The organism is Vescimonas fastidiosa (assembly GCF_018326305.1).
Lineage (GTDB): Bacteria > Bacillota > Clostridia > Oscillospirales > Oscillospiraceae > Vescimonas > Vescimonas fastidiosa.
The window spans coordinates 58396-84292 of record NZ_AP023415.1 but is presented as its reverse complement, the minus strand read 5'-3'; the positions used below and the strand labels follow the sequence as shown (position 1 = coordinate 84292).

The window sequence follows — 25897 nt, the reverse complement described above, 5'->3', positions numbered from 1 at the left end:
CTACGGAGGGGTGCAAGAAGTGCGTTTGGGGCGGGTTTAGCGTTGTGGCTATGAGACCAAAGCAAGGAGCAAGAAGTCTCCTTCTTACTCCCTTACTCCTCGCTTCACTATATGGGAGGACTCAGCGGAAATATTCCACCACAGAAGAGACTGCGGCGGCTATGGAGTCCACGATGTTTTCAAGGGCTGTGCCCGCATCGCCGCGATACACCACGGCGCTGTCGCTGGAGGGCAGCTCCAGGTACTCCACCTGGCCGCTGGTGGGCTTCTTCATGCCCGCCTCCTCGGCCACCCGCTTGACAGTGGCCAGGTCAAAGGTCTTTTCATACTGGGTCAGCAGGGCTACCTGACGCTCCTCCAGCTGGCTGATCTCCGACTTCATCTCGGAAATATCCGTGTTTACCTGGGTCAGACGCACGTAGCCCATGAGCAGCAGCACCACCAGGCCCGTCAGCAGCACCGCGCAGGCCAAAACCAAGGGAGAGGGCTTGGCCACGGGCCGGGCCACAGGCTGGCGCTTGGGCTGGGGGGTCGGCTCCCGGTGCGGCTGCTCCATGCGGCCGGCATCGTCTAATGCGCGTTCCCGGGCCAGGGCGTCCAGATCATAGGCCAGGGAGCCGTCTGTATATCCGTATCTGCGGCGATCATATTTCTGTGCCATGATTTCCTCTTCCTTTCTTTCTTGGATTTATCTTCTTCTAAAAAGCCTCGCAGAGTTCGCGTCCGCAGACGCGAAAACTCCAATCATTTTTCACCGCGACATGCGCGTGAGGAAAAATACCTCTCAGGCTGCCAGTGTGGAATTTTTGCGCCCAGCGCAAAAATTATGCGCGCAGCAGGCTGTAAGCCTTTTGGCAGAAAAAACGGAGTTTTTTCGCCAGGTCTTATATCTTTTCTGCCACCCGGAGCTTGGCGCTGCGGGCCCGGGGGTTATAGACCAGCTCCGCCTCGCCTGCCACGATGGGTTTGCGGCCTACCAGCTTCATCTTGGGCTTTTTGCCGCAAACGCACACAGGGAAATTCGGCGGGCAGGTGCAGCCGGTGGAGAGCTCCTGCAAGGTTTTCTTAATAATACGGTCTTCCAGGGAATGGAAGCTGATGACGGCCAGGCGTCCGCCGGGGCGGAGGGCGTCGGAGGCGGCTTGGAGCATGGGGGGCAGCTCGCCCAGTTCATCGTTGACGGCGATGCGGATGGCCTGAAAGCTGCGCTTAGCCGGGTGCTGCTTTTCCCGCAGCGCGGCAGGAGGCATGGCAGCGCGGATGATGCCCACCAGCTGGCCGGTGGTCTCGATGGCCGCTTCCTGGCGGCGGCGGACGATGGCCTTGGCGATGGCCGGGGCATAGCGCTCCTCGCCGTATTCAAAGAGGATGCGGCGCAGGTCCTCGTAGCTCCAGTCATTGACCACATCCCGGGCGGTAAGGGCCGCCGTGCGGTCCATGCGCATATCCAGGGGGGCGTCGTGCATATAGGAGAAGCCGCGCCGGGCTTCGTCCAGCTGCGGTGAGGAGACGCCCAGGTCAAAGAGCATCCCGTCTACGCCGGGAATGTCCAGCTCGTGCAGGACTTCGGCGATGCGGCTGAAATTGCTGTGTACCAGGGTCACCCGGTCCAGATAGTCGGCCAGGCGAATTTTGGCGGCCTCAATGGCCGTTTCGTCCCGATCCAGGCAGATAAGGCGGCCATTTCCGGTGAGTTTTTTTACGATCTCCAGGGAGTGTCCGGCCCGGCCCAGGGTGCCGTCTACATAAATGCCGTCGGGCTTTATATTCAGAGCGGTCAGGCACTCCTCCAGCAGCACCGGCTTATGGCCGAAGGCCTGATCGGATGCGGCATTGCGGTCAAATCCCATAGCTTACAGTCCCATCTCTTCCATAGCCCGCTCCAGGGCGCCACTCTCGAAGGCCAGGGTCTCCTCACGGGCCCAGCGGTCGGCACTCCAGATCTCAGCCCGGTCGAAGCTGCCGATGACCACCACTTCCTTTTGCAGGTCCGCATACTGACGGAGCTTGGCGGGGATGAGGATGCGGCCCTGGGCATCGGGCTCGCAGTCCACGGCGTTGGCCGACAGAACACGCAGGGCCTTGGCCTTGCTGTACGGCAGGTCACGAAGCTTGGCCATGAAGGCGTCCCAGCTCTCGTTGGAATAGATGGAGAGGCAGTGATCCAGGCCGATGGTGACATGGAAGGTCTGGCCCAGCTCTTCCCGGAGCTTGGCGGGGATGAACAGCCGCCCCTTGGCATCGATATTGTGTGCGTATTGGCCGGTCACGGCTGTCCCTCCTTCCATGGGTTTTTGTGGGATCGTGTGGGATTATCCCCCACAAATATGGGCATTACCCCCACAACGCCCCACTTCTATGGTTACAGTATAGTAAATCGGGCGGCTAATTGCAAGAATATTTTTTTCCTAAAATGGAACATATTTCCTAAGGAAATCGGGTATTTTGTACTGTTTTTGCATAAATTAGAACAGTTGTTTGCCTATTTCCCGGAACGAAAAAACACCGCCCACTACATATAGTGGACGGTGTTCGGGTGAGACACGATATATAGTTTTATACCAAGAGAGTCCCGGAGAGTCCTTCGACAATTTGTGCGTTTCTACGAAATTTTACCGCATATTTTGTCAGTTTTCTCCATTCTCCTCCGGCTTTTCCTCCGGCTCAGGAGCGGAGCCGCTGCGGATTTGCTGCATTTGCTCGTTGGAGGCGGCCCGGAAGCGGACCCGGGACTGGCGCACCTCGTCCAGAGCCATCTGAATGGCCTCCTCGGTGCGGCGCAGGGCATCCTCGGTGTAGGCGTTGGCCACCCGATAGAGCTCGCTCGTGCGCTCCTCGGCCCGATGGATGATCTCCGCGGACTTCATGCGGGCGCGCTGAAGGGTCTCGCTCTCGGAGACGATGGTTTTCGCGTCCAGATCGGCCTGGCGGAGCATCTTCTCCACCTCTTTTTTTGCCGAGGCGATATACTCCTCCCGGGCGCGGATCAGCTCCTGGGCCTTCTTGATCTCCAGGGGCATACGGCTGCGGATCTCCGTGAGGATGTCCAAAGCCTCGTCACGGTTGATGGTGCATCTTTCGGCGCTGAAGGGGGCGCTTTTGGCTTCGTCGATCATGCCGTAGAGCATGTCCAGCAGGCGCTGCAGATCTTTTTCTTCCATACTATATCCTCCCGGTTTTCAATTTGATAGGTGGTGCTTCAGTTCCTCCGCCACAGGCAGGGGAACATATTTTTCCAGCGGCTGGCCATAGCGGATCATCTCCCGGACCATGGTGGAGCTGAAGTGCTGGTAGGCGATGCTGGCGGGCAGAAACACTGTCTCCAGATCCGCCCAGATGCCCCGGTTGATGGCGGCCATTTGGTACTCCTGGTCAAAGTCCGTGGCATTGCGCAGGCCCTTGACGATGATGCGGGCGTCCTTTTCCCGGGCGTAGTCGGCCAGCAATCCCCGGAACAGCTCCGCCTCTACATTGGGCAGATCCGCCACGGACCGGCGCAGCATCTCCAGGCGCTTTTCCGCCGGGAACATATGGGCTTTTTTATTGCAGTTGTCCATCACGCACACATAAACCTTGTCAAAGCACAGGGCGGCGCGGCGGATGATGTCCAGGTGTCCCAGGGTAATGGGGTCGAAGCTGCCGGGATAGATGGCTATTTTCATGGGGTCAATCCTCGTTTCTATGGTATACAGTGAGTTTTATTTTGCCGTAACGATACTCTCTGTATATCGAATAGGGGCCGCTGAGCGGGGGCAGAGCCTGATCCGCCGCACTTTCCGCCACAATTATACCATGTCTGCGGCAAATGTCAAACCTTGCGATTTCCTCCAGGGCCTGCTGTAAGAGGCCGGAGGCGTAGGGGGGGTCCAAAAAAATCAGGTCGAACTTCTCGCCGGACTTCAGGTAGCTCATGGCATCGCCGTTTACCACCCGGGCCCGATCCGAAAAGCCGCAGGCCTCCAGATTCTCCCGGATGGCCTGGAGGGCATCCTTGCGCCGCTCTACGAACACGGCGCTCTCCGCCCCCCGGCTCAGGGCCTCAATGCCCAGCTGGCCGGTGCCGGCGAAGAGGTCCAGGACCCGGCGCCCCTCAATATCGAACTGGATGACGGAGAACAGAGCCTCCTTGACCTTCCCCGTGGTGGGGCGGGTCTCCAGGCCCTCCAGCTCCTTTAACCGTCTGCCGCGGGCAGACCCTGTGATAACTCTCATAGCTTTACAGGCGGGGATCGAAGTCCTGGAAAATCACAAGATTTCCGGCAGACTCCGCCGCGCACATCTCCTCTTTTGTGATGATGGTCCAGTTGATCTCCTGGACATGATAGAACCACCGGCACCAGCGCAGGCAGAGATTATCCCGGTCGGAAAACCGGTAGGCGATAAAATCAGGCTTGGCCAGGCAGTTGGTCAGCAAATTGCCCAGGGCCCAGAGCAGGGGTTTGGGCATATTGCCGCCGTCGCCGTGGCGGAGGAAGTTTTCGCTGAGCTGGCCCCGGACGATCTCCGGGCGATTCTTTTTCAGCCACCGGATGCACCGGGGGTCGAAGGACTCAATGCAGTACAGCACCTTATACTTATCCAGCACCGCACAGGTGGCGTCGGCCAGAGCATCGTGGTTCCCCCGCTCCGCTTTCAGCTCCACCACCAGGGGAAGGCCGCTCTGCTCAAACAGGGGCAAGACCTCCTCCAGCAGGGGAATCTGCTCATCGGTACCCTCCAGCCGATACTGCTTTACCTCATCCGCCGTCAGATCCTCCACCAGAACATCGGCCCCGGCGGTGCGCAATAAGCTGGCATCGTGGATAACGGCCAGGTTTCCGTCCTTCATCAAATGGACATCCAGCTCCACGCCGAAGCCCCGGCGGATGGCCTCCTTATAGGCAAGGAGAGAGTTTTCCGGGGCTAAATCCTTGCCGTGGTAGCCCCGGTGGGCATAGCGGTATTTCCGCAGCAGTGTCCAGTAGGAATGGCCCCGGCGGCACACGGTCAGCAGGGCGAATATCTCTGCCAGGAGCAGCAGGATAATAACAATTAAAATGACGGTCCACATATCAGTTATCCATATCCTCCAATGCATCCAGGCCCTTCTTGGCCTCGGGGCGGCTGTCGCCGTGGCGGACGAAGCGCATGGTCACAAGGGCCAGGGCGGAGAACACCGCCGCGTAGGGGAACAGCACCGTCATGCCCAGCTTATCCATCAGCAGGCCCGAGAACATGGGCGTGGCCACCTGGGCGGCCATGGAGGCGGTGTAGTAAAGGCCCGTGTAGCGGCCCACATCCTGCTCCGAGCACATCTCCACCACCATGGGGAAGGAGTTTACATTGATGGTGGCCCAGGCGATACCCGCCAGGGCGAACATGGCATTCATGAGCATAGCGGGGCTGTTATCCCGCAGGAAGGCCGCCACGCCGAAGGCCGTGGCCAGCATGATAACGCCGGCGCAGATGGTCTTTTTCCGGCCCACCTTGGAGGCGATCATGCCCACGGGCAGGTAGGAAATGATGGCCGCCGCCTGGGCGATGATGAGGGTGAGGTTATAGTCCTTATGGAGAATATTGCTGGCATAGACCGAGTATTTACTGGTGACGGCGTTATAGCCGAAGAACCACAGGACAATGGACAGGAGAATGAAGATCATGGACTTCTTCTCCTCCGGGGACAGGCCGCCCTTGACGGCGGGCTGCACCTGGGCCTCGTAGGTCTCCGTACCGTCGTCGCCTTCCACCGTCTCAGGCTTGTCCTCCAGGCCGTAGCGCACGGAGTCCTGGACCATCTGCGCGGCCCACTCCGGCTCCCGGACGGTGAGCAGGAAGATCACCAGGGCCGTGAGCATAATGGCGGCGATAACGGCAAAATAGGCGGTGTAGCTCATGAGGGAGTTGCGCACGGAGGCGGTGGCAAAGACCATGCCCAGGGCCAGAACCAATATGCCGCCGGCAGAGCCCATGAGATTTATGATGGCGTTGGCCTTACTGCGCAGGGGCTTCACGGTGACATCCGGCATCAGGGCAACCGCCGGGGAGCGGAAGGTGGCCATGCTCACCAGCACCACCAGCAGCAAAACAATGAAAAACACCAGGGTGGCGGGGCTCTCCGCCGTTACCTGCCAGGCGTAGGCCTGCCGGGCGGGGACCACATAATTGGTATAGTCGGGATTGGTGTGGGTCTTTTCCCCCTCCTGGATCTGGCTGCGGATGGCGGAGAACTCCTCCTGGGTAAACCGCTCCGAAAGGGTGAAACGCGCGCCATCGGGGGTCAGGAGGGTCTCGTCCTTCTCCTTTTCATAGATGGTCACCAGGGCGGCGGGGTCGTCGATGGCGGAGACCTCCTTAATATTATTGAGCTGGGCCAGGTCCACAAAGCTCAGGCCCACCAGAGCCACGGCGGCAATGAGGGTGCCCACCACGATGAAGGGAGTGCGGCGGCCCTTTTTACTGTGGCTGCGGTCGGAGATGGCGCCGAACAGAGGCAGCAGGAACAGGGCCAAGACATTATCCAGAGCCATGATGACGCCAGACCAGGTCTGGGACATACCGAATTTATTGGTGAGAATCAGGGGGATGGTATTGTCGTAGGCCTGCCAAAAGGCACAGATCAGGAAAAAGGCAAAGCCCACCAGAATCGTCCGCTTGTAGTTTAGTTTCATGTTTTTATGACCATTCCTTTCCGCTATGTTGCAAGGCACAAATGACCAACAGAAAGAACGGTCATAAAGCGTCCTATTTTTCGGTTGCCGCGAAAGCGGCGAGAAAAACGGCTTAAATAAAATGAAAATTGAAATTTTTTCAATTATCCTCCGTTTTTTGCAGTTCTTGCAGAATCTCTGCAATATCCCGGCGCACCCAGGTGGGATGGACGCCGAATTTTTCTATATCCGCCTCCGTCCCCTCGCCGGAGAGAACGAACACCGTGTCAATACCGGCATTGACGCCGCAGGCAATATCCGTGTAGAGCCGGTCCCCCAAAAGCACCGTCTGAGCGGGGGGAAAGCCGGTGCGGGCCATGGAAAGATACACCATGTCCGGCCGGGGCTTACCCAAAAAACGGGGGGTGCGGCCGGTGGCGGTGGTGAGCATACGGCAGACGCTGCCGCAGTCGGGGACGGAGCCGTACCAGGTGGGGCAGACCCAGTCCGGGTTGGTGGCCCAGAACTCGGCCCCGCGATTTAAGAGAATGCAGGCGTCCTCCAGCTTTTGAAAGGTCAGCTCCCGGTCAAAGCCGCACAGAAGAATATCAACATCCGGGTCGGGCCTATCCGTGACGGGGATACCGGCGCTTTCCAGCTGGGCGTAAAAGGAGCGGGTGCCGAACACATAGCACTTTTTCCCCGGGCGCTCCTTTTGCAGGGCGGCGATGCTTACATCCACAGAGGTGAGGTAGTCGGATTTTTCCGTTTCAATGCCCAAGCGGCGCATCTTTTCCATATAGCCCTCCACGCCCCGGGAGGAATTATTGGTGAGGAAGAGGTAGCGGCCACCCACCTGACGGATGTAATGCAAAAAGGGAATGACACCGTCAAAGAGGCGGTCGTCCAGATAAATAGTGCCGTCCATATCCAGAAGAAACAGGCGTTTTTCCCGCAGCGTGGGCATGGGGTCCCCCCTTTTCATACAAATACGATGTTATCATAGCACAAAGCCGCCTTGCAAGCAAGCAAAACGGCTTTGGGGGAGGAAAAATTGTGGAGGACGGGGGTACGGGGATGCGGATTGCCACACCAGTGACATCGGTCACTGGTTCGCAATGACACATTATAAGAAATGCGGTACAGACCCGGAGGGCAGGTAGAGGCGTCCGCCCCTACGGAGGGTTACAAGGAGTGCGATGGGCGGGCCGATGTAGGCATCGGCCCCTACGGAAGTGCAACAAGAAGTGCGGTGGGCGGGCCGATGTAGGCATCGGCCCCTACGGAAGTGCAACAAGAGGTGCAATGGGCGGGCGACCGCAAGGGTCGCCCCTACGGAGGGTTGCAAGTAGTACAGGACGCGGGACGATGTGGGCATCGTCCCCTACGGAAGCGTTACAAGAGGTGCGGTGAGGTGAGGAATCCCCCAGTCACGGCTTCGCCGTGCCAGCCCCCTTTAGGCAAGGGGGCCGGGGGGACGGGGGGGGCGGATTGCCACAGCAGTGACACATTTATTGTTTTATGTGTTATCCTTTTTGGCGGGGCGGCGGAGGAGAAGGGAGCGGAGGGCTTTGCCGTCAAAGGGCAGCAGGGGGTAAAGATAGCCGCGGCCCGCTATGGGCTTGGCGGTGGCCATCAGCACCAGCACGCCCACCAGACCCAGGGCAAAGCCCCACCAGCGCAGGGTGATGGCGCACAGCAGCAGAGCCATACGGCAGAGCTTGCAGGCGTAGCCCATCTCGAAGCTGTGCTGGGCGAAGTTGCTCACGGCTACGAAGGCCATATACACCAGCACCTCCGGCACCAGCCAACGGGACTGCACCGCAAAGTCACCCAGAATCAGCGCACCCAGCATACTGAAGGAGTTGCCCAGGGCATCCGGCGTATTCAGCGATGCCAGCTTCAGCACATCTACAAGCAGCTCCACCAGCAGAAGCTGCAGGGCCAGGGGCACGGCGCAATCCCCCTGCACCAGGAGGAAATCCCAGGGTGGGGTCAGGCCCGCCGGGTCTGTGGCCAGCAGATACCAAAGGGGCGTGATGATGACATTGAGGAGCATGACAAAAAAGCGGATGATGCGCAGGTAGGTGCCCACCAGGGGCGGAAAATAGTAGTCATTGATCTCCTCGTTAAACCGCAGGAGGGACACCGGGAGAAGCATGACGGCGGGGGTATTGTCGATGAGCAGGAGGATATTGCCCTCCATCAGGGAGGCGGTGGCCACATCCGGGCGCTCGGTATAGCGGGTCTTGGGGAAAGGATTATACCACTGGCGGGGGGCGATGGCCTCGGCGATGGTCTCCTGGCTCATGGCGACAGACCGGATGGGGGCGCTGCGGAGCTTTTCCCGAAGCTGGGAGAGGAGCTTGCGGTCCGCCCGGCCCTCCAGGTAGCACAGGGCCACATCACACTGGGAGCGGCGGCTGACCCGGACACGCTCCAGGGTCAGGGCCGGGTCACGAATGCGCCGGCGCAGGAGGGCGGCGTTTTCCATAATGCTCTCCACAAAGCCGTCGTGACTGCCCCGGAGGACCTTGCCGGAGTCCGGCTCCTGGACGGAGCGGGTGGGATACTCCTTGGCATCCAGCAGCAGGCCGCCGTCATAGCCCTCCACCACCAAAAGCGTCTTGCCCGCAAACACATCCGATGCCGCCTGCATACGGTCGCAGCAGGTGCCCGCGTCGCAGATGGTGACATAGCGCCGCAAAAGGGCGTCCAGGTCCGGTATATCCGCCAGGGTGGGGATGGCCTGGAGCTTTTCCACGGCCCGCTCCAGGAGCAGGTCCTTGGCGTAGCCGTTGACCACCCAGAGCTTGGCTCGGCGGTCCCCTACATACAGCTCCCGGCTCACCATATCAAAGCAGCGGCCCACGCCCAGCAGGTCGTCCAGCTGGCGGCATTTCTCCGCAAAGGGTCGGTTCATAATGCCCCTCCGTTTTCCCGAATTATGGGTATAGTATGGGCAAAAAAAGAGCCGGGCATACGCCCGGAGCGAAAATGGTGAGAGAGGAAAGATAGGGGAAGTACATGGGGTGAATTGTGTGGCGGGACACATGGGTCCCGCCCTACATGGTTTTTTGTAGGGCAGGGCCCGTGTGCTCTGCCGGGGGGTGCGTGGAAAGAATCCCCCAGTCACGGCTTCACCGTGCCAGCCCCCTTTAGGCAAGGGGGCCTATAAGGACGGGGGTACGGATTGCCACGACCAGTTTGCGAACTGGTCTCGCAATGACAGGGGTTTTTGCAAGGGGTGCAAGGGGTGATTCAGATGGTTTTCTCGAAATAGAAATAGGTGTCGTCTTGGGTGCTGGGGCGCATGGAGGCGGAGAGCATTTTATAGGAGGCTTCGTTCTCCTTAAAGCATTTGGCTGCCACCCGGGCAAGGCCCAGGCCGTACAGAGCCCAATGGGCGGCAGCGGCAAAGGCCTCGGTGCCATAGCCGTTTCCCGCGTATTCCGGGGCAATGCGGCAGCCCAGCTCCATGCCGCCCCGCCAGTCGGGGTTATACAGCACCGCCTCGCCGATGCATTTCCCCTCCAGACGGACGGCGAAATTCACGCAGCGGCGCAGGCGGAAATCCTCCCGGGCCGTTTTCAGAAAATAGTCCTCCAGGGGGGTGCCGTCGTAGTCCTTATGCCAGTCGTAGCCCCAAAGACGGTTGCGCGCGTCATCCAGGCAGAGGGCATTATAGGCCGGCTTATCCTTTTCCTCCAGGGCGTCCAGGGTCAGCCGGTCCGTGTGCAGGGTGGGGATCTGCCGAATACGGTCTAACTCGCTGCCCACCTCAAAGCACAGCTTACCGGCCAGGGAGGTCGGGAGGTACTGCATTTTGGAGGTGCGCAGGCCCTTGTCCCGGGCGTCATCCTCCCGATTCATCCACTGCACGCTCTCGTCACAGTGCTGGGCGAAGGCCTGGACCATAGCGGGGTAGGCCCCGGGGCAGGAGTACAGGGCCTTTTCGATATGGACCTGCATGGTGCTGCCGCACTGCTCGCCCATGCTGATGGCGATCAAGCGCCCCTGATGGAGCAGGCCGCCGGCCACGAACCAATCGCCGGAGAGGTGGCGCAGCATCTCCTTAGCCAGGCGCAGCTCGTTTTTCGCAATGGCATTCTGCTTGGTGAACTCCGCCCCGTAATCCTGCCAGAATTGCTCCAGAAGCGGCTCGTCCGCCCCGGTCAGGGGCACATACTCCGCATCGGGGAAGAGCTTGCGGAATTTATTAACATGGTTGCGCTGGCCGCTGTAACGGCGGCCCGGGAAGTTTGCCAGATCCTCCCGGCGATAGATATAGTCCTTCCAGGGACGCTCACTGATGAGCCGCACCACCGGGTAGCGGAGGAACATCCGCCCGGCCTCCCCCTCCGGCACCACGGAGATCACCGGGCGCACTCCCTGCTGGGTGCAGTATTTTTCGATGAGGGTCAGGGCCGCATCCACATCTCCCTCCGGGCCGGGAACAGGGAAATCAAACTGGTAGCGGCCATCTATTTCGTTGCGAACGATCAGGCAGCCCGCCGCCTGGCAATAGGCCGGGCGCAGCACGCCGCCCCACATGAGCTTCACGCCCACGGAATACTCGCACAGGCGGTAGTCACAATTTATATAGTAGGGTCTTAATTTTTCCGCATTCTGCGGGGTAACAGGTTCAAAAATCATAACGGTATATTCTCCAGAATCTCTTTTGTCTCGGTGATGAAGCGCCGGGCGATGGGGCGCAGCTCCTTTTTCGATCGCACGGCGATGCCCAGCTCCCGCACGGCCGGCGGGTCCAAGGGCACGGCCACCACATTATCCCGGCGGCCCCGAAGCACCAGTTCCGACAGGATGCTGACGCCCAGGCCGTGCTCTACCATGGAGATGATGACGCTGTCGTTGACATGGGTCTGCTGAATATTGGGCTTTACATCGCCCAGGGCCCGCATAATGTCCAGATGGAAGCCCAGAGACGGCATAAGAAAGTCCAGGCCCTCCAGACGGGAGACGGGTAGGCTGCTGCAGCCCCGGAGATCATAGCCCGGCGGCAGGATGGCCAAAAGGGGGTCGTTGCGCAGGTGGATCCAGTCGAAATTGCCGCCCTCCTGATGGGAGGCGAAGCACATATCCACCTTGTCCTCCCGAACCCATCTGTAAACCTCCTGGACGCTGCCCATTTGAATGTCCACCGCCACATCCGGATGCCGGTCCCGGAAGCGCTGGATCAGCTCCGGCAGCCAATGCACGGCGATGCTGGCGTAGGAGCCTACCCGGATGGTCTCCTCCCGGCGGGTGTTGATGAGGCGTATTTCCCGCTCCAGGGTGTCCCCGGCCCGGAGAAGGTCCTCAATCATAGGCAAGACCCGCTCCCCGGCAGCAGAGAGACGGATGCCGTTGCGGCTGCGCACCAGGAGGGGAAAGCCGATGTCCTTTTCCAGGCTGTTCATCATGTGGGTCAGGCCGGACTGGGTATAGCCCAGCACCTCCGCCGCCCGGGTAAAGCTGCCCGTGCGCACCGCCATCACCAGCGCCTCCAATTTTTTTGTCTCCATAGACCGTCCCTCCTTTCCAGGTTCCATGTTATTATGTCATACATGTGTTATACGCCGTTTTCGGAAGAAATGCAATAGCATTTGCAACATTTCCCATTCGAGCATGACATATTCTCATAAAAAAAATGAACACTTGTCGCTTTACAATTCGAGGTTTGCGTCGTATAGTATGTCCATAGTAATTCCTTACATGAATTGCTTTTCCTTTCTATCCTCAAACCTATAAAGGCCGCCTTGAAAAAGGCGGCCTTTATAGGTTTCATTTTTAGGGGTGGAGGTGCGGATTGCCACGGGCGCGGCGCGCCCTCGCAATGACAGTTTTTTGCAAGAAATGTGGTGGGGCGGGCCGATGTAGGCATCGGCCCCTACGGAGGGTTGCAAGAAGTGCCTGCGTGCGGGCCGATGTGGGGAGCGAACTGAGCGCTGCCGGTGGCAGAGGAAGCGAAGTGAGCGAGTGGCCGCGGTCAAAATTGGGGGCGTCCGCCGTAAGGCAGCGCAAAAATTTTGGGCACCGCAACAGGATCATCGGCCCCTACGGAGGGGACGGGATGTGCTGAGCGGCGAGATTTTATAGGCGTGTTTAAGTTCGTGAAAAAATTGTCTTGCCTTTTTGGCGCAGTTGCGGTACAATGCTTTCGGCGCTTTTTTGCGTCAAAATTTGCGCTGCATCCGGGTTAGCCGGAGCGGCAGCAGGAGGTTTGAAAAGTGAATCAGAAAACAAAGAACTTGGTGGGCGCGGGTGTGTTCACCGCCATCGTCTTGGTGCTGCAGTTTTTAGGCGGTACCTTCCAAATCGGAGGACTGAACATCAATGTATCCCTGGTGCCCATTGTGGTGGGCGCTGCGATATATGGATGGAAGGTGGGCGCGTGGCTGGGCCTCGTGTCCGGCGGAGTGATCCTCATTGCCGGGCAGGCAGCGGCTTTCCTGCCTGTCAATCCCCTGGGCACCGTGATTACGGTTCTGGTGAAAGGTACGCTGTGCGGCCTTATCGCCGGGCTTGTGTACACGGCCCTGAGCAAGAAGAATCAGTGGGTGGCCATTATCATGGCAGCCATCGTCTGCCCGTTGGTAAACACGGGTGTGTTCCTGCTGGGCTGCCTGGTGTTCTTCATGGAGACCCTCAACGGCTGGGCTGCCGCTCTGGGCTATGAAAGCGCCGGAGCATACATGATTTTGGGCCTGGCGGGCGGCAACTTCTTACTGGAGATCGGCGTAAATGTGGTGCTGGCTCCGGTGATCTCCCGGCTTATCGCCATCGGCAAGAAAAAGTAAGGCGGTGGACGGAATGCTGCTGACCATTGACATAGGCAACTCCAATATTGTTTTCGGCCTGCCTGCGGGCGAGGGCCGGGCGCGCAGGCTCTACCGCCTGGGCACCGTGCCGGAGCGGCCGGTGGAGGAATACTTTACCCTGGCGGCCAGCCTCTTTGCCCGGGAGGGCGTGGAGCTGGGCCGGGTAGACGGGGCGGTGATCTGCTCCGTGGTGCCGGTTTTGGTACCGGTGCTGTCCCAGGTGGTGCAGCGGCTGACGGGCATCACCCCGTATATCGTCACATCCCGGTCAAAAAGCGGGCTGACTCTGGCCATCCCGGAGGGAGACACCCTGGGAAATGACATCCTGGCGGCGGACGCGGCTGCGGCGGCGGAATACCCCCTGCCAGCCATTATCTTCGACATGGGCACCGCCACCACGGTGACGGTGGTGGACCAGCAGCGCCGGTACATCGGCGGGGCCATCCTGGCCGGGGTACGGCTGGGCGTGCAGGCCCTGTTTTCCGGGACGGCGCAGCTCCCGTCGGTATCCATCCAGGCGCCGAAGCAGGCCATATGCGGCACGGCCTTGGAATCCATTCAAAGCGGCGCGGTATTCGGCGCAGCGGCTATGATGGACGGGCTGACGGAGCGGTTTGAGGCGGAGCTGGGCAAAAAATGCACGCTCCTGGCCACCGGCGGCCTGGCCGAGTGCATTGTTCCCCACTGCCGCAGGGAGTTCATCTACGATGAAAGCCTGCTGCTGCGGGGCATGGAGCTGATTTACAGGCTGAATTGCGAGAAATAAGCAGAAAAAACTCTCTCCCGGACCGGGAGAGAGTTTTTTGTTGATTTCGGTTGTTTTCTATGATGAGATTTGACGCAACGGGCGGGGTAGAACCCTGCCCCTACGGAGGGCGATGGCATTTGTACAAGCCCGGTTCGGGTCGTCCGGGAGGCAGGCCCCTACGGAGGGGTGCAGGAAGCGTTTCCGTCCGTATAGAAAGGCGGGAGAAGTGACTCTCCCGCCCTTTTATTATGTATTGGCTTACTTTGCGCTCAGGAACTCATCGATGGACTTGGCGCCCAGCTTGCCGGCGCCCATGGCCAGGATGACGGTGGCAGCGCCGGTAACGGCATCGCCGCCGGCGTACACGCCCTCACGGGAGGTGAGGCCGTCCTCATTGACGATGATGCAGCCCTTCTTATTGACCTCCAGGCCCTTGGTAGTGGCCTTGATGAGGGGGTTGGGGGTGGTGCCCAGGGACATGATGACGGCGTCCACGGGAAGGTCGAACTCGCTGCCCTGCTTCTCCACGGGGCGGCGACGGCCGGAGGCGTCCGGCTCGCCCAGCTCCATCTCGATGCAGGTCATGGACTTCACGCAGTCCTGCTCATCGCCGTTGATCTGAACGGGGTTATTGAGGGTCTTGAAGATGACGCCCTCCTCGATGGCGTGCTCCACCTCCTCATGACGGGCGGGAAGCTCCTCCATGCCGCGGCGGTACACCACATACACCTCGGCGCCCAGGCGCTTGGAGCAGCGGGCGGCATCCATGGCCACATTGCCGCCGCCGACCACAGCCACCTTCTTGCCCTTGAGGTCCATGATGGGGGTGTCGGAGTCGGGCTTATAGGCCTTCATAAGGTTGATACGGGTGAGGAACTCATTGGCGGAATACACGCCCTTGAGGTTCTCGCCGGGGATGTGCATGAACATGGGCAGGCCTGCGCCGGAGCCTACAAACACGGCCTCAAAGCCGTTCTCCTCCATCAGCTCGTCGATGGTGATGGTGCGGCCCACGACGATGTTGGTCTCCACCTTCACGCCCATAGCCTTCAGGCCGTCCACTTCCTTCTGCACGATGGTCTTGGGCAGACGGAACTCGGGGATGCCGTACACCAGCACGCCGCCGGCCAGATGCAGGGCCTCGTACACGGTGACATCGTAGCCCTTCTTGGCCAGGTCGCCGGCGCAGGTGAGGCCGGCAGGGCCGGAGCCTACCACGGCTACCTTATGGCCGTTGGACTGGGGCTTTTCGGGGGCCTCGGTGCTGTGGGCGTTGTGCCAGTCGGCCACGAAGCGCTCCAGGCGGCCGATACCCACGGCCTCGCCCTTCTTGCCCCGGACGCAGTGCATCTCGCACTGGCTCTCCTGGGGGCAGACGCGGCCGCACACGGCGGGCAGGGAGCTGGTCTGGTGAATGACCTGATAGGCGCCCTCATAGTCCTTTTCCACGATCTTCTGAATGAACTCGGGGATGCGGACATTCACGGGGCAGCCGTTTACACAGGGGTGGGCCTTGCAGTTGAGACACCGGGCAGCCTCGTCCAGAGCCTGCTCCTCGGTGTAGCCCAGGGCCACCTCCAGGAAATTATGATTGCGGACATTGGGGTCCTGAGAAGGCATGGGATTCTTATCCTGACGCATATTCACAGCCATGTTACTTTACCTCCTTCTTGAAGAGGTTGCAGACCTCTTCGTGCTTATGTACCTCGAAATCGTGATACATCTGGTTGCGCTTGACAGCCAGGTCCCAGTCCACCTTGTGCCCGTCGAAGTCGGGGCCGTCTACGCAGGCGAACTTGGTCTCGCCGCCCACAGTCAGGCGGCAGCCGCCGCACATACCGGTGCCGTCGATCATGATGGGGCTCATGGACACCGTGGTGGGCACGCCGTAGGGCTCGGTGGTCTTGCTGACGAACTTCATCATCACCATGGGGCCGATGGCGAAAATCTCATCATATACATTGCCCGCATCCAGCAGCTCCTTCAGCGCCTCGGTGACAAGGCCCTTCTGGCCGTAGGAGCCGTCGTCGGTGCAGACCTTCAGCACGGAGGAAACGGCCCGGAACTTATCCTCCAGGATCACAACATCCTTATTCTTAAAGCCCACCACGGCGTGGACCTCAGCCCCGCAGTCGTGGAACTTCTTCAGCACAGGATAGGCAATGGCGCAGCCTACGCCGCCGCCCACTACGCAGACCTTCTTCTTGCCCTCGGTCTCGGTGGGCTTGCCCAGGGGGCCTACAAAGTCGTGGAGGCAGTCGCCCTGCTGCTTATGGCTGAGCTTCTCGGTGGTGGCGCCCACGGTCTGAACGATGATGGTGACGGTACCCTTCTCCCGATCGTAATCATGGATGGTGATGGGGATACGCTCGCCGTTTTCATCTACCCGCAGGATGATGAACTGGCCCGGCTGAGCCTTCTTCGCCACCATGGGGGCCTCGATCTCATACAGGATCACAGTAGGCTTCAGAGCTGTTTTTGTAACAATGCGATACATAGGTGCTATCTTCCTTCCTTGTGAGTTTTTGCAAGAATACGCTCTCTTACTTGGGGAGAATAATCTCGTTTTTATTTTAACATTAAATCTTCTTTTGTCAATTCCTACGGGGCAATATCCTCGGCTAAAATCGTAACTTTTCGACCCTCGATCTGCACCACGCCGCCCTCGCGGAGCTTTTTCAGTTCCCGCATCATGGCGCTGCGGTCGGTGGATATGTAATCGGCCAAGGCGCTGAGGGAAAAGGGCAGGGTGAAGCTGCCGCCGTTTTTGGCCTGCTGGAGGGAGAAATAGCACAGCAGCTTATCCCGGATGCTGCGGCGGCTGAGCACCTCCACCCGCTCGGACAGGGCCGTGGCCTTCTCGGCAATGAGGTGGAACATATTCTCGATCATGCGGTTGTGATGGCCGCAGTTTTTTTCGCAGCGGTTTTCCAGCTTTTCCTGGGGGAAGAACCAGACGGAGCAGGACTTTTCGCAGGACACATCGATGCTGTCGCCCAGGACATTCTGAAACATGAGCATCTCACCGAACACACCCCCGGGCAGAAGATGCTCCAAAATGGTGCGGTCGCCCCGGCGGTCTACACGCTCCACGATGGCGGAGCCGGAGACTAAGATGCCGATGCTGTGTCCGCCGCTGCCGAAGTCGTAAATCTGCTCCTCGGGCTTAAAGCGCCGCTCCCGAACGCCGAAGCACTCATAGATGCGGCGGCACTCCTCCGCCGTGATACCCTCAAATACGGGGGTCTGGGGAATGGTCATGACCGTCCTCCCTTCCCGGGTCCTCCGCGCCGCAGCGCAGACCCATTTTATCTCTCTTATGCCCGATGATGACATACACGATGACATAGACCACGGCGCCCCACACCAGGGCAGCAGCCAAATCGATGAAGGCGTGCTGCTTCACAAGCAGGGTAGACGCCGCGATGATGACAAACCAAACGGTGCCGGCGATCTGCCAGACCCGCTTCAGCTTCGGCGAGTGCCACATGGCGGCGATGGCCGCCACCACGCCCAGCACATGGACGCTGGGGAAAACATTGGCATTATTATCGGCGGCCCAGGTCATTTGCAGGATCCAGGTGCAGATATTCTGCCGGGGCAGCTCCGCCGGGCGCAGGTCCTGGCCGTTGGGCACCAGGAAGCAAAAAAGGGTGGCGGTGGTATAGGCGATGGCAATGAACCACATATAGCGCCGGAAGCTCTCCGGGTCCTTTACAATAAAAAACACGCCCAGGATAAACAGCAGGATGCCCCAGCTATCATAGGGGATGACGAAATACTCGCAGAAGGGGATATAGTTGTCGATGACCGTTTGGGTGGGCCAGTAATTGTCGGTGACCACATGCTCCACAACGAAATACAGAATGAGGTACACCGGCAGATACAGACCCCACCACATATGGGGATGGGTTTTGATGAAGTGCTTGATTTTTTGCATGAATATCCTCCGACACTTATGCTGGCGAAAAAACTCCGTTTTTTTGCCAAAAGGCTTGTGGTCTGCAGGGAAGGCAACCCCTGCAAGGCTTTTGGGGAAAGCAGCTCCTCATATTGGGCCGCAAATAGACACCCTGCCATTATAGCACATTTCCCGGCAGATGCCATAGGGAGAAACGGAAATATCACAAATTTTTAACATTTTTTATACGCGGCGACTTGCGGAAAGGGGCGGCTTTATATTATACTGTATGCATCTGTCAAATTTTGAGGAGGATGCAGTATGCTGCTGAAACGGGAAAATAAAGAGAACCGCCGGGTGGTGCTGACCATTCAGGTGGAACAGGAGGCCTGGGAAAAGGCGCTGGAGGAGGCCTATGAGCGGAGCAAGGCGCTGTTTACAAAGGAGGACGGCTCCCTTCCCACCCGGCAGGAGATGGAGGAAAAGCACGGAGCCGATGTGTTTTACCAGGACGCGGTGAATAGCACTTTCCCCATTGCCCTGGTGGAGGCCGTGCGCCAGGAGGACATCAGCGTGGCCGGGGCCCCGGAGCTGACCGTGGAGGCCATCGGGCCCGAGGGCTATGTATTCAGCGCCCTCATCGACCTCTACCCGGAGGTGAAGCTAGGGCAGTACAAGGGTCTCTCCGCTCCCCGGCCCCAGGTGGAGCTGTCTGACGACGATGTTACCGCCGCCATTGGGGAATACCTGCAGAATCATCTCACCGAGGAGCACCCGGAGAAGGCCGCCATGGGCGACGAGGTGGTGCTGGACTTTGAGGGCTTCGTGGACGGCGTACCCTTTGAGGGCGGCAAGGCGGAGCAGTATCCCCTGCTGCTGGGCAGCGGCTACTTCATCCCCGGGTTTGAGGAGCAGGTGGCCGGGCTGGCCGTGGGCGGCGAGCGGGACATTGCCGTCACCTTCCCCACCCAGTATGCCCCGGAGCTGGCGGGCAAGGACGCGGTGTTCCACATCAAGGTCCACAAGATAACACGCCGGGTGCAGCCCGACATGAACGACGAATTTGCCAAGGCCCAGGGCTATGCCGACACCTCCGCCCTGCGCCGGAGCATCATGGAGCAGACGGTGCGCGCAAAGCAGCAGGAGGCCGCCGACGCCTACGCCGATGCCCTGGTGCAGCAGGTCATTGCCGGGATGGAGGTGGACATTCCGGAGCGGATGGTCCAGTGCCAGCTGGACGGTCTCCTGCAGGACATGGAGCAGCAGCTTCAGAGCCAAGGGGCCACCATGGACGCCTATCTGGAGATGGCGGGCATTACCCGGGAGGATCTGCGCCGGCAGGCGGAGAGCAGCGCCCGGGCCTCGGTGGAGTTTGAGCTGGCCATGACAGAGATCGCCCGACTGGAAAACATCCGGTTTACCGACGCGGAGCTGGAGGAGAAATACACCCAGATGTCCGCCCTGTACGGCATGACCCCGGAGCAGCTGAAGCAGAACCTGCCCATAGAGCGCCTGACCCACGACCTGCGCCTGGCCCGGGCACGGGCCATTGTGGTGGACAGCGGGAAGGAGATCTGAGCCTCCCCCCTGCCTTATTACAAATAAACGCAAAAAGACCCTGCCCGGTTCATGGACGCCTGGCAGGGTCTTTCGTTATCTTCCCAATGTAAACGCCGCGGCCACGGCGATGGTCTCCCGGGCCCAATAACCGGGGCCTAAGAGCCAGTAGGAGCGGCAGCCCAGGGAATAGGCCGAAAGGCCGCTTTTCTTTGCGTAAATGGACGAGCGGAGCTGGTGGAAATTGTCGCTGGCTACGGCTATTTCCGTGGGCAGGCCGTTTTCCTTGATGATGTCCGCGGCAAAGGCGATGTTCTGCCTGGTATTCTCGGACTTTTCCTCCAGGTAGATGCGACCCGGGTCGATACCCCGGCGCACCAGCTCGTCCCGAATGCACCGGGCCTCGGAGATGATCTCGTCGTCGGCCATGCCGCCGCAGGCCACGCACACGGCCCGGGGATTGGCCGCAAGGTAGTCATAGGCACTGTCGATACGGGCCTGGAGCATCTTACTGGGGCGCAGGCCCCGAATTTCGCAGCCCAGGACCAAAACCGTGCAGGGCGCGTCGCTTTCGGGCCGATTCACCGCCTGGCGCACCATGAGGCCCAAAATCACATCCACGCACATAAGCCCCGCCGCAAACAGGGCCAGCAGCGTTCGCCACAGGGCCCGATGCCGCCCGGTGAGCAGTGCCTTTACCTTCTGCGGGCGCAGGAGTATCCAGGCAAAGATGCCGAATACCGCCGCCGGGGCAAACATGCCTATATGGCGCACGCCGATGCCTAAGGGCAGCAGAAAATATAGGCCCAGGCCTATAAAAAGCACCGCCAGGCTATAACGGAGTATCTTATTCATGCGCCGCTTCCTCTGCGATATGGCCGGCGATGCGCTGCATGATAAGGTCCAGAGCCACCAGATTGTGACCTCCCTCCAGCACCACGATGTCGGCAAACTTTCTCGTAGGCTCCACGAACTGCTCGTGCATGGGCTTCACCGTGGTCAGATACTGCTGCACAACGGACTGCATGGAGCGGCCCCGCTCCTCCACATCCCGCAGGGCCCGACGCAGAATGCGCACATCCGCGTCCGTCTCCACGAAGATGCGAATATCCATCAGCTCCCGCAGGCGGGGATCGTGGAAAATGAGGATGCCCTACACGATGATCACCGGGGCAGGCTGAATGAGCACCGTTTCCTCCGTGCGGTTGTGATCCGCGTAGGAGTACACCGGACAGCGGATGGGGCGGCCCGCCTTCAGCTCCTTGAGCTGGCTGACCATGAGGCCGGTATCAAAGGCATCGGGGTGGTCGTAATTCTGCTTGCAGCGCTCCTCAAAGGGGACATCCTGGCGCTTATAGTAATTATCGTGGTGTACGACGCTGATGGCCGAGCCGAAGTGGGCGGCCAGATGGTCGGTGAGGGTAGTTTTGCCGCTGCCGGTACCTCCGGCGATGCCGATGATCATGGTGTTCATAAGCGATGTCCCCCTGCTGTCATTTTTCTTCCATTATAGGCAGGATGCGGAATAATTGCAAGGGAACTTGTTAAAAAAGGATGAATTCCCATGTTTTCCAGTTGACGCAGGCGCAGAATCCGTATAGAATAATTATGTAAAGTTAGGAGGATCAGCAATGCGCCTTTTGAAATGTCCCAAATGCGGAGAAATGTTCTCCGATACATATAAAACCTGTCCCTTCTGCCAGGAGGATGAGGAGCTGCACAGCGGCAAGCCCGTAAAGACCGGCGGACGCCGGGTAGGCGGCGCCAAGGCCCGGCCCAAGGTGGGCGGCGGTGTCGTGGTGGCGTGCCTGGTGCTGGTGCTGGGTCTGGTGGCCTGCACCATCTTCGGCAGCCAATTCACCGAGCTTTTCACCGGCGGCAAGACCGACACGCCCGTCCGGGCTCTGACGCTCAGCCAAAGAAATGCCGACCTCACTGTGGGCAGCACCGTGAAGCTCACCGCCTCCGGAGGCGAAAGCATCGTCAGCTTCTCCAGCAGCAACGAAGCCGTGGCCACCGTTTCCGCCGACGGCACCGTGAAGGCCGTAGGCGAGGGCAGCGCCGTGGTCACTGCCAAGGCAGGAGACCTTACCGCCTCCTGCAGCGTAGCGGTGAAGGGGACGGAGCAGACGGATGTGCCTGCAAAGGGCCTGACACTGAGATCTATCTTCCAGGACGAAGGAACCTCTTTAGATGATTTCAGCATTACCCCCGGGGAAGAAGTCCAAATGGTCGTTGACGGAACTGACTCTGCGGTGACATGGAAAATCGGTGATACTTCTGTTGCAACAATTTCCGCAGATGGTATTGTAACTGGCGTTTCTAACGATGCAAGTAAAGTCACCACTATAACCGCAACTGTAGATGGCCAAACGCTTACCTGTAATGTTCGCGGCGGCGGAACTAACTGAGTATAAGCTGCGTCCTTTCAATAGGGCGCAGCTTTAATTCTAAACGCACAAATATTATTCTTTTTGCTTAGCAGAGAGGTAATTAAATGGAAAAACGACTTCTTTTGGATAAACTCTCCGCCTCGGCGGAGGAGCGGGTGCTGCTGGGCCGTCTGTGGGACGCTCTGGAGCGCTGCCGCAGCCGCAATATACCGGAGGAGAGCGGCTTCCTCTCCCCCCACGAGCAGGCCTTGGCCGGGCAGCTGATGCAGGCCTTGGGCGTGCAGGAGGGCTGGGCTCTTTGGGGCGGCTACCAAGGCGCCCAGCGCCGGCAGATGCACTTTCTCCCGGACTGGGCCCAGGGGCCGGAGGCCGGAGCTATCCGGGCGCTGCGGTGCCGGTTTTACGAGACGGACCACCCTACCCACCGGGACTTTTTGGGCAGTCTCATGGGACTGGGTCTGACAAGGGAGAAGATCGGTGACATTTTGGTTTCGCCCCAATGGGCGGATGTGCTGGTGGGCAGCAGCGTGGCGGATTTCCTTTTGCAGGAATGGTCTCAGGCGGGCCGGGTACACCTGCGCCTGTCGGAAATAGGGCCGGAGGAGATCGCCGTTCCCGAGCAGCCGGCAAAGCTCCTGCGGGACACCGTAGCCTCCCTGCGGCTGGACAGCGTATTGGCCGCCGGCTTTTCCCTCAGCCGCAGTGTGGCGGCGGACCTGATTCGCAGCGGCAAGGTAGAGGTAAACTGGATGTCCTGCGAAAAGCCCGACGCCCCGGTGCAGCAGGGCGATGTGCTTACGGCTCGGGGCCTGGGCAAGTGCCTGGTGGAGTCCGTAGGCGGCCAAAGCCGCAAGGGACGCACAGGCATTACCATGAAACGATTTTTGTAAGTATAAAGGGGATAAAAGAATGGAACAGAAAAAAATTGACCGCATCAATGAGCTGGCCCGGAAGGCCAAGACCCCCGAGGGGCTGACCCCTGCCGAGACGGAGGAGCGGGCCGCTCTGCGCCAGGAGTATCTCAACAGCGTCATGGACAATCTCCGCCGGGAGCTGGACAACACCTGGGTGGTGGATGAGCAGGGCAACAAGCGGAAGCTGACGCCGGGGAAAAAGAATATGTCCTGAGGAGGTTTTCCCTGGGGGCGGGCGACCGCAAGGGTCGCCCCTACGCAGGGATTTGGACAATTTTGTAGGGCGGCGTACCCTCACGCCGCTGCGATAGTGCCCAATGCAGACGGGCGGACAGAGGCGTCCGCCCCTACAACGATAGAAAGGAAACTCCGTAGGGAGTACGGATTGCGCAGCCAGTGACCGATGTCACTGGCTGCGCAATGACACATTGCAAGAGGTGCAGTGCAAGTCCGGGCGGGGTAGAACCCCGCCCCTACGAAAGCGTTACAAGGGGTGCGATGCAAAGCGGAATCCCCCAGTCACGGCTTCGCCGTGCCAGCCCCCTTTAGGCAAGGGGGCCGAGGGGACGGGGGGTACGGATTGCCACGACCAGTTTGCGCACTGGCTTCGCAATGACATCGGTTTTCACAAGAAATGTGGCGCAGACCCGGTTCGGGTCGTCCGGGAGGCCGACCCCTACACACCGTTTACCGATAAGCAAAATTTCCCTGTCCGTATTTAAGCCGGACAGGGAAATTTTTATTTCAAAAGCTAAATACCACGCCCACCACGGCGGAGGCCAGGATGAACAGAATGGGATGCAGGCCCTTAGTGGGCTTTACCCACCGGGTGAGGACCAGCAGCACGGCCGCCAGAAGAAGAGCCTTCCAGTTCAGCGCCGCCAAGCCCGTCATGCCGCTATGGAGCAGGGCTACCCCCGCCACGCTGAGCCCCGCCGCCGCCACCATGGCCGCCGAGGCCGGTCGCAGGCCGTAAAAGACGCTGTTTACCAGCTTGCTGTCCCGGAAGCTGCGCAGGAAGGCGGCGATGATAAGGATGACGATGATAGACGGAGTCACCAGGCCGATGGTGGCAACGATGGCACCGGGAATGCTCCCCACCTGGAAGCCCACATAGGTGGCCATATTCACCCCGATGGGGCCGGGAGTGGACTCGGACACGGCCACCATATCGGCAATCTGGGAGGCGCTGAACCAGTCCGGATGCCGGGCGGACATATCATAGAGAAACGGCAGGGTCGCCATACCGCCGCCCACGGCGAAAAGGCCGGTCTTGAAAAACTCGTAAAACAGCAGCAGATAGGTCATTTCTTCTCCCTCCCTTTCACGGCCTGAAGCACTACGCCCGCCAGGCCCGCCGCCAACACATACAGGATGGGCGACACATCAAGCACAAAGGACAAAACCAGGATCAATCCGAAAATACCCCAGCACCAGGCGTCCTTCATGGCACTTTTTACCAGCTTCAGCACGGCGTTGAAGATCAGCACGCACACGCACACCCGGATGCCCGCAAAGGCGTGCTGCACCCAGCTAAGGTGGGCGTAGGCGGTGATGACCTTGGCCAGAGCGGAGATGATGATAAGGGACGGGAACACCACTCCCAGGGTGGCCACGATGCCCCCGGCCACACCCCGATGCTTCTGACCGATAAAGGTGGCGGTGTTCACGGCGATGACCCCCGGGGTACACTGGCCGATGGCGAAATAATCCGTCAGCTCCTCGTCGGTGGCCCAGCCCTTTTTCTCCACCACCTCACGCTGCAAAATGGGCAGCATGGCGTAGCCCCCGCCAAAGGTCATGACGCCCACCTTGGCGAAGGTGTAAAACAGTTCCCAAAGGTCTTTCAGCATTGCTATCACTCCGTATATCCATAAAGTCCGCGCACCGACACCTCGCCGCTGCGCACAGTTTCCACGCTTCCGTCCTCATGGCGCACCACCAGGCCGTACTGCTCATCAATTCTCAGGGCCTGTACCGTCTCCCGGGCATCGCCCTGAAGGAGGCGCACGGTCCTGCCTACATTCAGGCAGGCCGCCCGGTAATCCGCCAGCCATCTTTCCGGGGTGAACAGCACCTCCCGGCGCAGATAGTCCATCTCCTCCAGCAGGGCCGCCGCCAACCGGGCCCGGCAGACCCTCCCGCCCAGGGACAGGTCCAAGGAGGTGGCAATGTCCGCCACCTCGCCGGTAAAATCCTCCGGCTGCTGGTGAACATTGATGCCGATGCCCACCACCACATGGGACACATGGCCGCTCTCCCCCTCCAGGGACATCTCCGTGAGGATGCCCGCCAGCTTGCGCCCTCCCAGCACCAGATCATTGGGCCACTTGATCTGCGGCCGAACACCGGTCACCCGCTGAACGGCGCGGCAGACAGCCACGGCGCTGAGAGCCGTCAGCGGCAAGAGCTTCTCTGGGGCGCAGTCGGGCCGCCAAAGGATGGAGAAAAACAGGCCCTTGCCTGCCGGGGACTGGAAGCTGCGGCCCCGGCGCCCTCGGCCCGCCGTCTGGCAATCCGCCAGCACCGCCGTGCCGTCAGGGGCCCCCTCCAGGGCCAGGCGGCGGCAGAAAGAGTTGGTGGAGTCCACCGTTTCCAGCACCCGGAAATCCTCCCGGGGCCGGGACAAATACCGCTCCACCGTCTCCCGGGAGAGGAGATCCGGTGCGCCCACGAGCCGGTAGCCCCGGCCTGTGCGGGCCTCGATATCGTACCCCTGGCGGCGCAGGGCCTCCACCGCCTTCCACACGGCGGCCCGGCTGATGCCCAAGGTCCGGCTCAGCTCCTGGCCGGAGAGATAGTCCCCGGCCTCCTGCAGAGCACGGCACACACGCTGCTGACTCATGCTCGCTTCCTCCCCTCCACATAAATATATATTCTCACGCTCCGGGCGGACAGGGTCGTCCGCCCCTACAATGATGCCGATACCCCCGCCGC

General features: G+C 60.0%; 26 protein-coding genes and 1 pseudogene. 6 read left to right on the top strand and 21 right to left on the bottom strand.

From position 1 onward, the window contains the following. Positions 1–121 precede the first annotated feature (121 nt). The 12 genes from KI236_RS00415 to KI236_RS00360 all read right to left on the bottom strand — a co-directional run bounded on the left by KI236_RS00415 (position 122) and on the right by KI236_RS00360 (position 12151). Positions 122–661: a hypothetical protein gene (locus KI236_RS00415; protein WP_212818350.1), complete on the bottom strand. Its 540-nt coding sequence runs from the start codon at positions 659–661 to the stop codon at positions 122–124. A gap of 223 nt (positions 662–884) precedes the next feature. Then, on the bottom strand, positions 885–1850 hold the full coding sequence (gene rsmH / locus KI236_RS00410) for a 16S rRNA (cytosine(1402)-N(4))-methyltransferase RsmH (RefSeq protein WP_212818348.1): 966 nt from the start codon (positions 1848–1850) through the stop codon (positions 885–887). 3 nt (positions 1851–1853) lie between these two features. Continuing rightward, a complete protein-coding gene (gene mraZ, locus KI236_RS00405) occupies positions 1854–2270 on the bottom strand; it encodes a division/cell wall cluster transcriptional repressor MraZ (RefSeq protein WP_212818346.1) in 417 nt (138 codons plus the stop codon). Between the two features lie 357 nt (positions 2271–2627). Next, on the bottom strand, positions 2628–3161 hold the full coding sequence (locus KI236_RS00400; protein WP_212818344.1) for a hypothetical protein: 534 nt from the start codon (positions 3159–3161) through the stop codon (positions 2628–2630). Positions 3162–3179: 18 nt separating this feature from the next. Further along, positions 3180–3662: a pantetheine-phosphate adenylyltransferase gene (gene coaD, locus KI236_RS00395; RefSeq protein WP_212818342.1), complete on the bottom strand. Its 483-nt coding sequence runs from the start codon at positions 3660–3662 to the stop codon at positions 3180–3182. 4 nt (positions 3663–3666) lie between these two features. Then, positions 3667–4212 (bottom strand): 16S rRNA (guanine(966)-N(2))-methyltransferase RsmD, encoded by a 546-nt coding sequence (rsmD, locus tag KI236_RS00390; protein ID WP_212818340.1) that lies wholly within the window; start codon positions 4210–4212, stop codon positions 3667–3669. 4 nt (positions 4213–4216) lie between these two features. Beyond that, the gene (locus tag KI236_RS00385; protein ID WP_212818338.1) at positions 4217–5050 is read right to left on the bottom strand and encodes a glycerophosphodiester phosphodiesterase family protein; all 834 of its coding nucleotides are present in this window, start codon (positions 5048–5050) and stop codon (positions 4217–4219) included. A 1-nt stretch (position 5051) separates the two neighbouring features. After that, complete coding sequence (locus KI236_RS00380) at positions 5052–6647, bottom strand: MFS transporter (RefSeq protein WP_212818336.1); 1596 nt, start codon at positions 6645–6647, stop codon at positions 5052–5054. A 139-nt stretch (positions 6648–6786) separates the two neighbouring features. Next, entirely contained in the window at positions 6787–7593 is an 807-nt protein-coding gene (locus KI236_RS00375) for an HAD-IIA family hydrolase (protein ID WP_212818334.1), read from the bottom strand. A 552-nt stretch (positions 7594–8145) separates the two neighbouring features. After that, positions 8146–9549, bottom strand: a complete 1404-nt coding sequence (locus KI236_RS00370) for a spore germination protein (protein WP_212818332.1) — start codon at positions 9547–9549, stop codon at positions 8146–8148. Positions 9550–9887: 338 nt separating this feature from the next. Next, entirely contained in the window at positions 9888–11282 is a 1395-nt protein-coding gene (locus tag KI236_RS00365; RefSeq protein ID WP_212818330.1) for a GNAT family N-acetyltransferase, read from the bottom strand. Further along, positions 11279–12151, bottom strand: a complete 873-nt coding sequence (locus tag KI236_RS00360) for a LysR family transcriptional regulator (protein WP_212818328.1) — start codon at positions 12149–12151, stop codon at positions 11279–11281. The genes KI236_RS00365 and KI236_RS00360 overlap by 4 nt, the downstream gene beginning before the upstream one ends. Positions 12152–12856: 705 nt before the next feature. On the opposite strand from KI236_RS00360, the gene KI236_RS00355 reads away from it, so the two are divergent. Beyond that, positions 12857–13426, top strand: a complete 570-nt coding sequence (locus tag KI236_RS00355; RefSeq protein ID WP_212818326.1) for an ECF transporter S component — start codon at positions 12857–12859, stop codon at positions 13424–13426. Between the two features lie 13 nt (positions 13427–13439). Then, positions 13440–14213: a type III pantothenate kinase gene (locus KI236_RS00350; RefSeq protein ID WP_212818324.1), complete on the top strand. Its 774-nt coding sequence runs from the start codon at positions 13440–13442 to the stop codon at positions 14211–14213. 240 nt (positions 14214–14453) lie between these two features. On the opposite strand, the gene gltA is transcribed toward KI236_RS00350, so the two are convergent. The 4 genes from gltA to KI236_RS00330 all read right to left on the bottom strand — a co-directional run bounded on the left by gltA (position 14454) and on the right by KI236_RS00330 (position 18135). Further along, positions 14454–15848 carry an NADPH-dependent glutamate synthase gene (gltA, locus tag KI236_RS00345; protein WP_212818322.1) on the bottom strand — a complete coding sequence of 465 codons (1395 nt, stop codon included), beginning with the start codon at positions 15846–15848 and terminating at the stop codon, positions 14454–14456. A gap of 1 nt (position 15849) precedes the next feature. Continuing rightward, positions 15850–16692 (bottom strand): sulfide/dihydroorotate dehydrogenase-like FAD/NAD-binding protein, encoded by an 843-nt coding sequence (locus KI236_RS00340; protein ID WP_212818320.1) that lies wholly within the window; start codon positions 16690–16692, stop codon positions 15850–15852. 104 nt (positions 16693–16796) lie between these two features. Further along, positions 16797–17456 (bottom strand): Crp/Fnr family transcriptional regulator, encoded by a 660-nt coding sequence (locus tag KI236_RS00335; protein ID WP_212818318.1) that lies wholly within the window; start codon positions 17454–17456, stop codon positions 16797–16799. Further along, positions 17428–18135 (bottom strand): phosphatase PAP2 family protein, encoded by a 708-nt coding sequence (locus KI236_RS00330; RefSeq protein ID WP_212818316.1) that lies wholly within the window; start codon positions 18133–18135, stop codon positions 17428–17430. Before KI236_RS00330 ends, KI236_RS00335 begins: the two co-directional genes overlap by 29 nt. 282 nt (positions 18136–18417) lie before the next feature. Between KI236_RS00330 and tig the strand changes: the two genes are divergently transcribed. Further along, the gene (gene tig, locus KI236_RS00325) at positions 18418–19674 is read left to right on the top strand and encodes a trigger factor (protein ID WP_212818313.1); all 1257 of its coding nucleotides are present in this window, start codon (positions 18418–18420) and stop codon (positions 19672–19674) included. Between the two features lie 75 nt (positions 19675–19749). Here tig and KI236_RS00320 read toward each other — a convergent pair whose 3' ends face one another. Beyond that, the gene (locus KI236_RS00320) at positions 19750–20508 is read right to left on the bottom strand and encodes a YdcF family protein (RefSeq protein ID WP_212818311.1); all 759 of its coding nucleotides are present in this window, start codon (positions 20506–20508) and stop codon (positions 19750–19752) included. Then, positions 20501–21127, bottom strand: a pseudogene (gene udk, locus KI236_RS00315) (uridine kinase). The gene KI236_RS00320 and the pseudogene udk overlap by 8 nt, the downstream one beginning before the upstream one ends. A 157-nt stretch (positions 21128–21284) precedes the next feature. On the opposite strand from udk, the gene KI236_RS00310 reads away from it, so the two are divergent. The 3 genes from KI236_RS00310 (at position 21285) to KI236_RS00300 (ending at position 23174) form a co-directional block, all read left to right on the top strand. After that, positions 21285–22064 (top strand): Ig-like domain-containing protein, encoded by a 780-nt coding sequence (locus KI236_RS00310; RefSeq protein ID WP_212818309.1) that lies wholly within the window; start codon positions 21285–21287, stop codon positions 22062–22064. Positions 22065–22150: 86 nt separating this feature from the next. Beyond that, a complete protein-coding gene (locus tag KI236_RS00305) occupies positions 22151–22936 on the top strand; it encodes a YlmH family RNA-binding protein (protein WP_212818307.1) in 786 nt (261 codons plus the stop codon). A gap of 19 nt (positions 22937–22955) precedes the next feature. Continuing rightward, positions 22956–23174, top strand: a complete 219-nt coding sequence (locus KI236_RS00300; protein ID WP_212818305.1) for a DUF896 domain-containing protein — start codon at positions 22956–22958, stop codon at positions 23172–23174. 530 nt (positions 23175–23704) lie between these two features. Here KI236_RS00300 and KI236_RS00295 read toward each other — a convergent pair. The 3 genes from KI236_RS00295 to KI236_RS00285 are packed head-to-tail and all read right to left on the bottom strand — an operon-like array spanning position 23705 to position 25805. Beyond that, complete coding sequence (locus tag KI236_RS00295; protein WP_212818303.1) at positions 23705–24268, bottom strand: chromate transporter; 564 nt, start codon at positions 24266–24268, stop codon at positions 23705–23707. Next, entirely contained in the window at positions 24265–24810 is a 546-nt protein-coding gene (locus KI236_RS00290; protein WP_212820559.1) for a chromate transporter, read from the bottom strand. The genes KI236_RS00295 and KI236_RS00290 overlap by 4 nt, the downstream gene beginning before the upstream one ends. Positions 24811–24818: 8 nt before the next feature. Further along, complete coding sequence (locus KI236_RS00285; protein ID WP_212818301.1) at positions 24819–25805, bottom strand: biotin--[acetyl-CoA-carboxylase] ligase; 987 nt, start codon at positions 25803–25805, stop codon at positions 24819–24821. Between the last annotated feature and the right edge of the window lie 92 nt (positions 25806–25897).

Bases quoted from the DNA above. Each gene is read 5' to 3' on its own strand.
- KI236_RS00350 (WP_212818324.1), top strand. From the start codon at position 13,440: ATGCTGCTGACCATTGACATAGGCAACTCCAATATTGTTTTCGGCCTG.
- gltA (WP_212818322.1), bottom strand. From the start codon at position 15,848: ATGGCTGTGAATATGCGTCAGGATAAGAATCCCATGCCTTCTCAGGAC.
- KI236_RS00360 (WP_212818328.1), bottom strand. From the start codon at position 12,151: ATGGAGACAAAAAAATTGGAGGCGCTGGTGATGGCGGTGCGCACGGGC.
- coaD (WP_212818342.1), bottom strand. From the start codon at position 3,662: ATGAAAATAGCCATCTATCCCGGCAGCTTCGACCCCATTACCCTGGGA.
- rsmH (WP_212818348.1), bottom strand. From the start codon at position 1,850: ATGGGATTTGACCGCAATGCCGCATCCGATCAGGCCTTCGGCCATAAG.
- KI236_RS00310 (WP_212818309.1), top strand. From the start codon at position 21,285: ATGCGCCTTTTGAAATGTCCCAAATGCGGAGAAATGTTCTCCGATACA.
- KI236_RS00340 (WP_212818320.1), bottom strand. From the start codon at position 16,692: ATGTATCGCATTGTTACAAAAACAGCTCTGAAGCCTACTGTGATCCTG.
- tig (WP_212818313.1), top strand. From the start codon at position 18,418: ATGCTGCTGAAACGGGAAAATAAAGAGAACCGCCGGGTGGTGCTGACC.
- KI236_RS00400 (WP_212818344.1), bottom strand. From the start codon at position 3,161: ATGGAAGAAAAAGATCTGCAGCGCCTGCTGGACATGCTCTACGGCATG.
- rsmD (WP_212818340.1), bottom strand. From the start codon at position 4,212: ATGAGAGTTATCACAGGGTCTGCCCGCGGCAGACGGTTAAAGGAGCTG.
- KI236_RS00320 (WP_212818311.1), bottom strand. From the start codon at position 20,508: ATGAATAAGATACTCCGTTATAGCCTGGCGGTGCTTTTTATAGGCCTG.
- KI236_RS00305 (WP_212818307.1), top strand. From the start codon at position 22,151: ATGGAAAAACGACTTCTTTTGGATAAACTCTCCGCCTCGGCGGAGGAG.
- KI236_RS00385 (WP_212818338.1), bottom strand. From the start codon at position 5,050: ATGTGGACCGTCATTTTAATTGTTATTATCCTGCTGCTCCTGGCAGAG.
- KI236_RS00300 (WP_212818305.1), top strand. From the start codon at position 22,956: ATGGAACAGAAAAAAATTGACCGCATCAATGAGCTGGCCCGGAAGGCC.
- KI236_RS00295 (WP_212818303.1), bottom strand. From the start codon at position 24,268: ATGACCTATCTGCTGCTGTTTTACGAGTTTTTCAAGACCGGCCTTTTC.
- KI236_RS00415 (WP_212818350.1), bottom strand. From the start codon at position 661: ATGGCACAGAAATATGATCGCCGCAGATACGGATATACAGACGGCTCC.
- KI236_RS00380 (WP_212818336.1), bottom strand. From the start codon at position 6,647: ATGAAACTAAACTACAAGCGGACGATTCTGGTGGGCTTTGCCTTTTTC.
- KI236_RS00375 (WP_212818334.1), bottom strand. From the start codon at position 7,593: ATGCCCACGCTGCGGGAAAAACGCCTGTTTCTTCTGGATATGGACGGC.
- KI236_RS00330 (WP_212818316.1), bottom strand. From the start codon at position 18,135: ATGCAAAAAATCAAGCACTTCATCAAAACCCATCCCCATATGTGGTGG.
- KI236_RS00370 (WP_212818332.1), bottom strand. From the start codon at position 9,549: ATGAACCGACCCTTTGCGGAGAAATGCCGCCAGCTGGACGACCTGCTG.
- KI236_RS00285 (WP_212818301.1), bottom strand. From the start codon at position 25,805: ATGAGTCAGCAGCGTGTGTGCCGTGCTCTGCAGGAGGCCGGGGACTAT.
- KI236_RS00335 (WP_212818318.1), bottom strand. From the start codon at position 17,456: ATGACCATTCCCCAGACCCCCGTATTTGAGGGTATCACGGCGGAGGAG.
- KI236_RS00365 (WP_212818330.1), bottom strand. From the start codon at position 11,282: ATGATTTTTGAACCTGTTACCCCGCAGAATGCGGAAAAATTAAGACCC.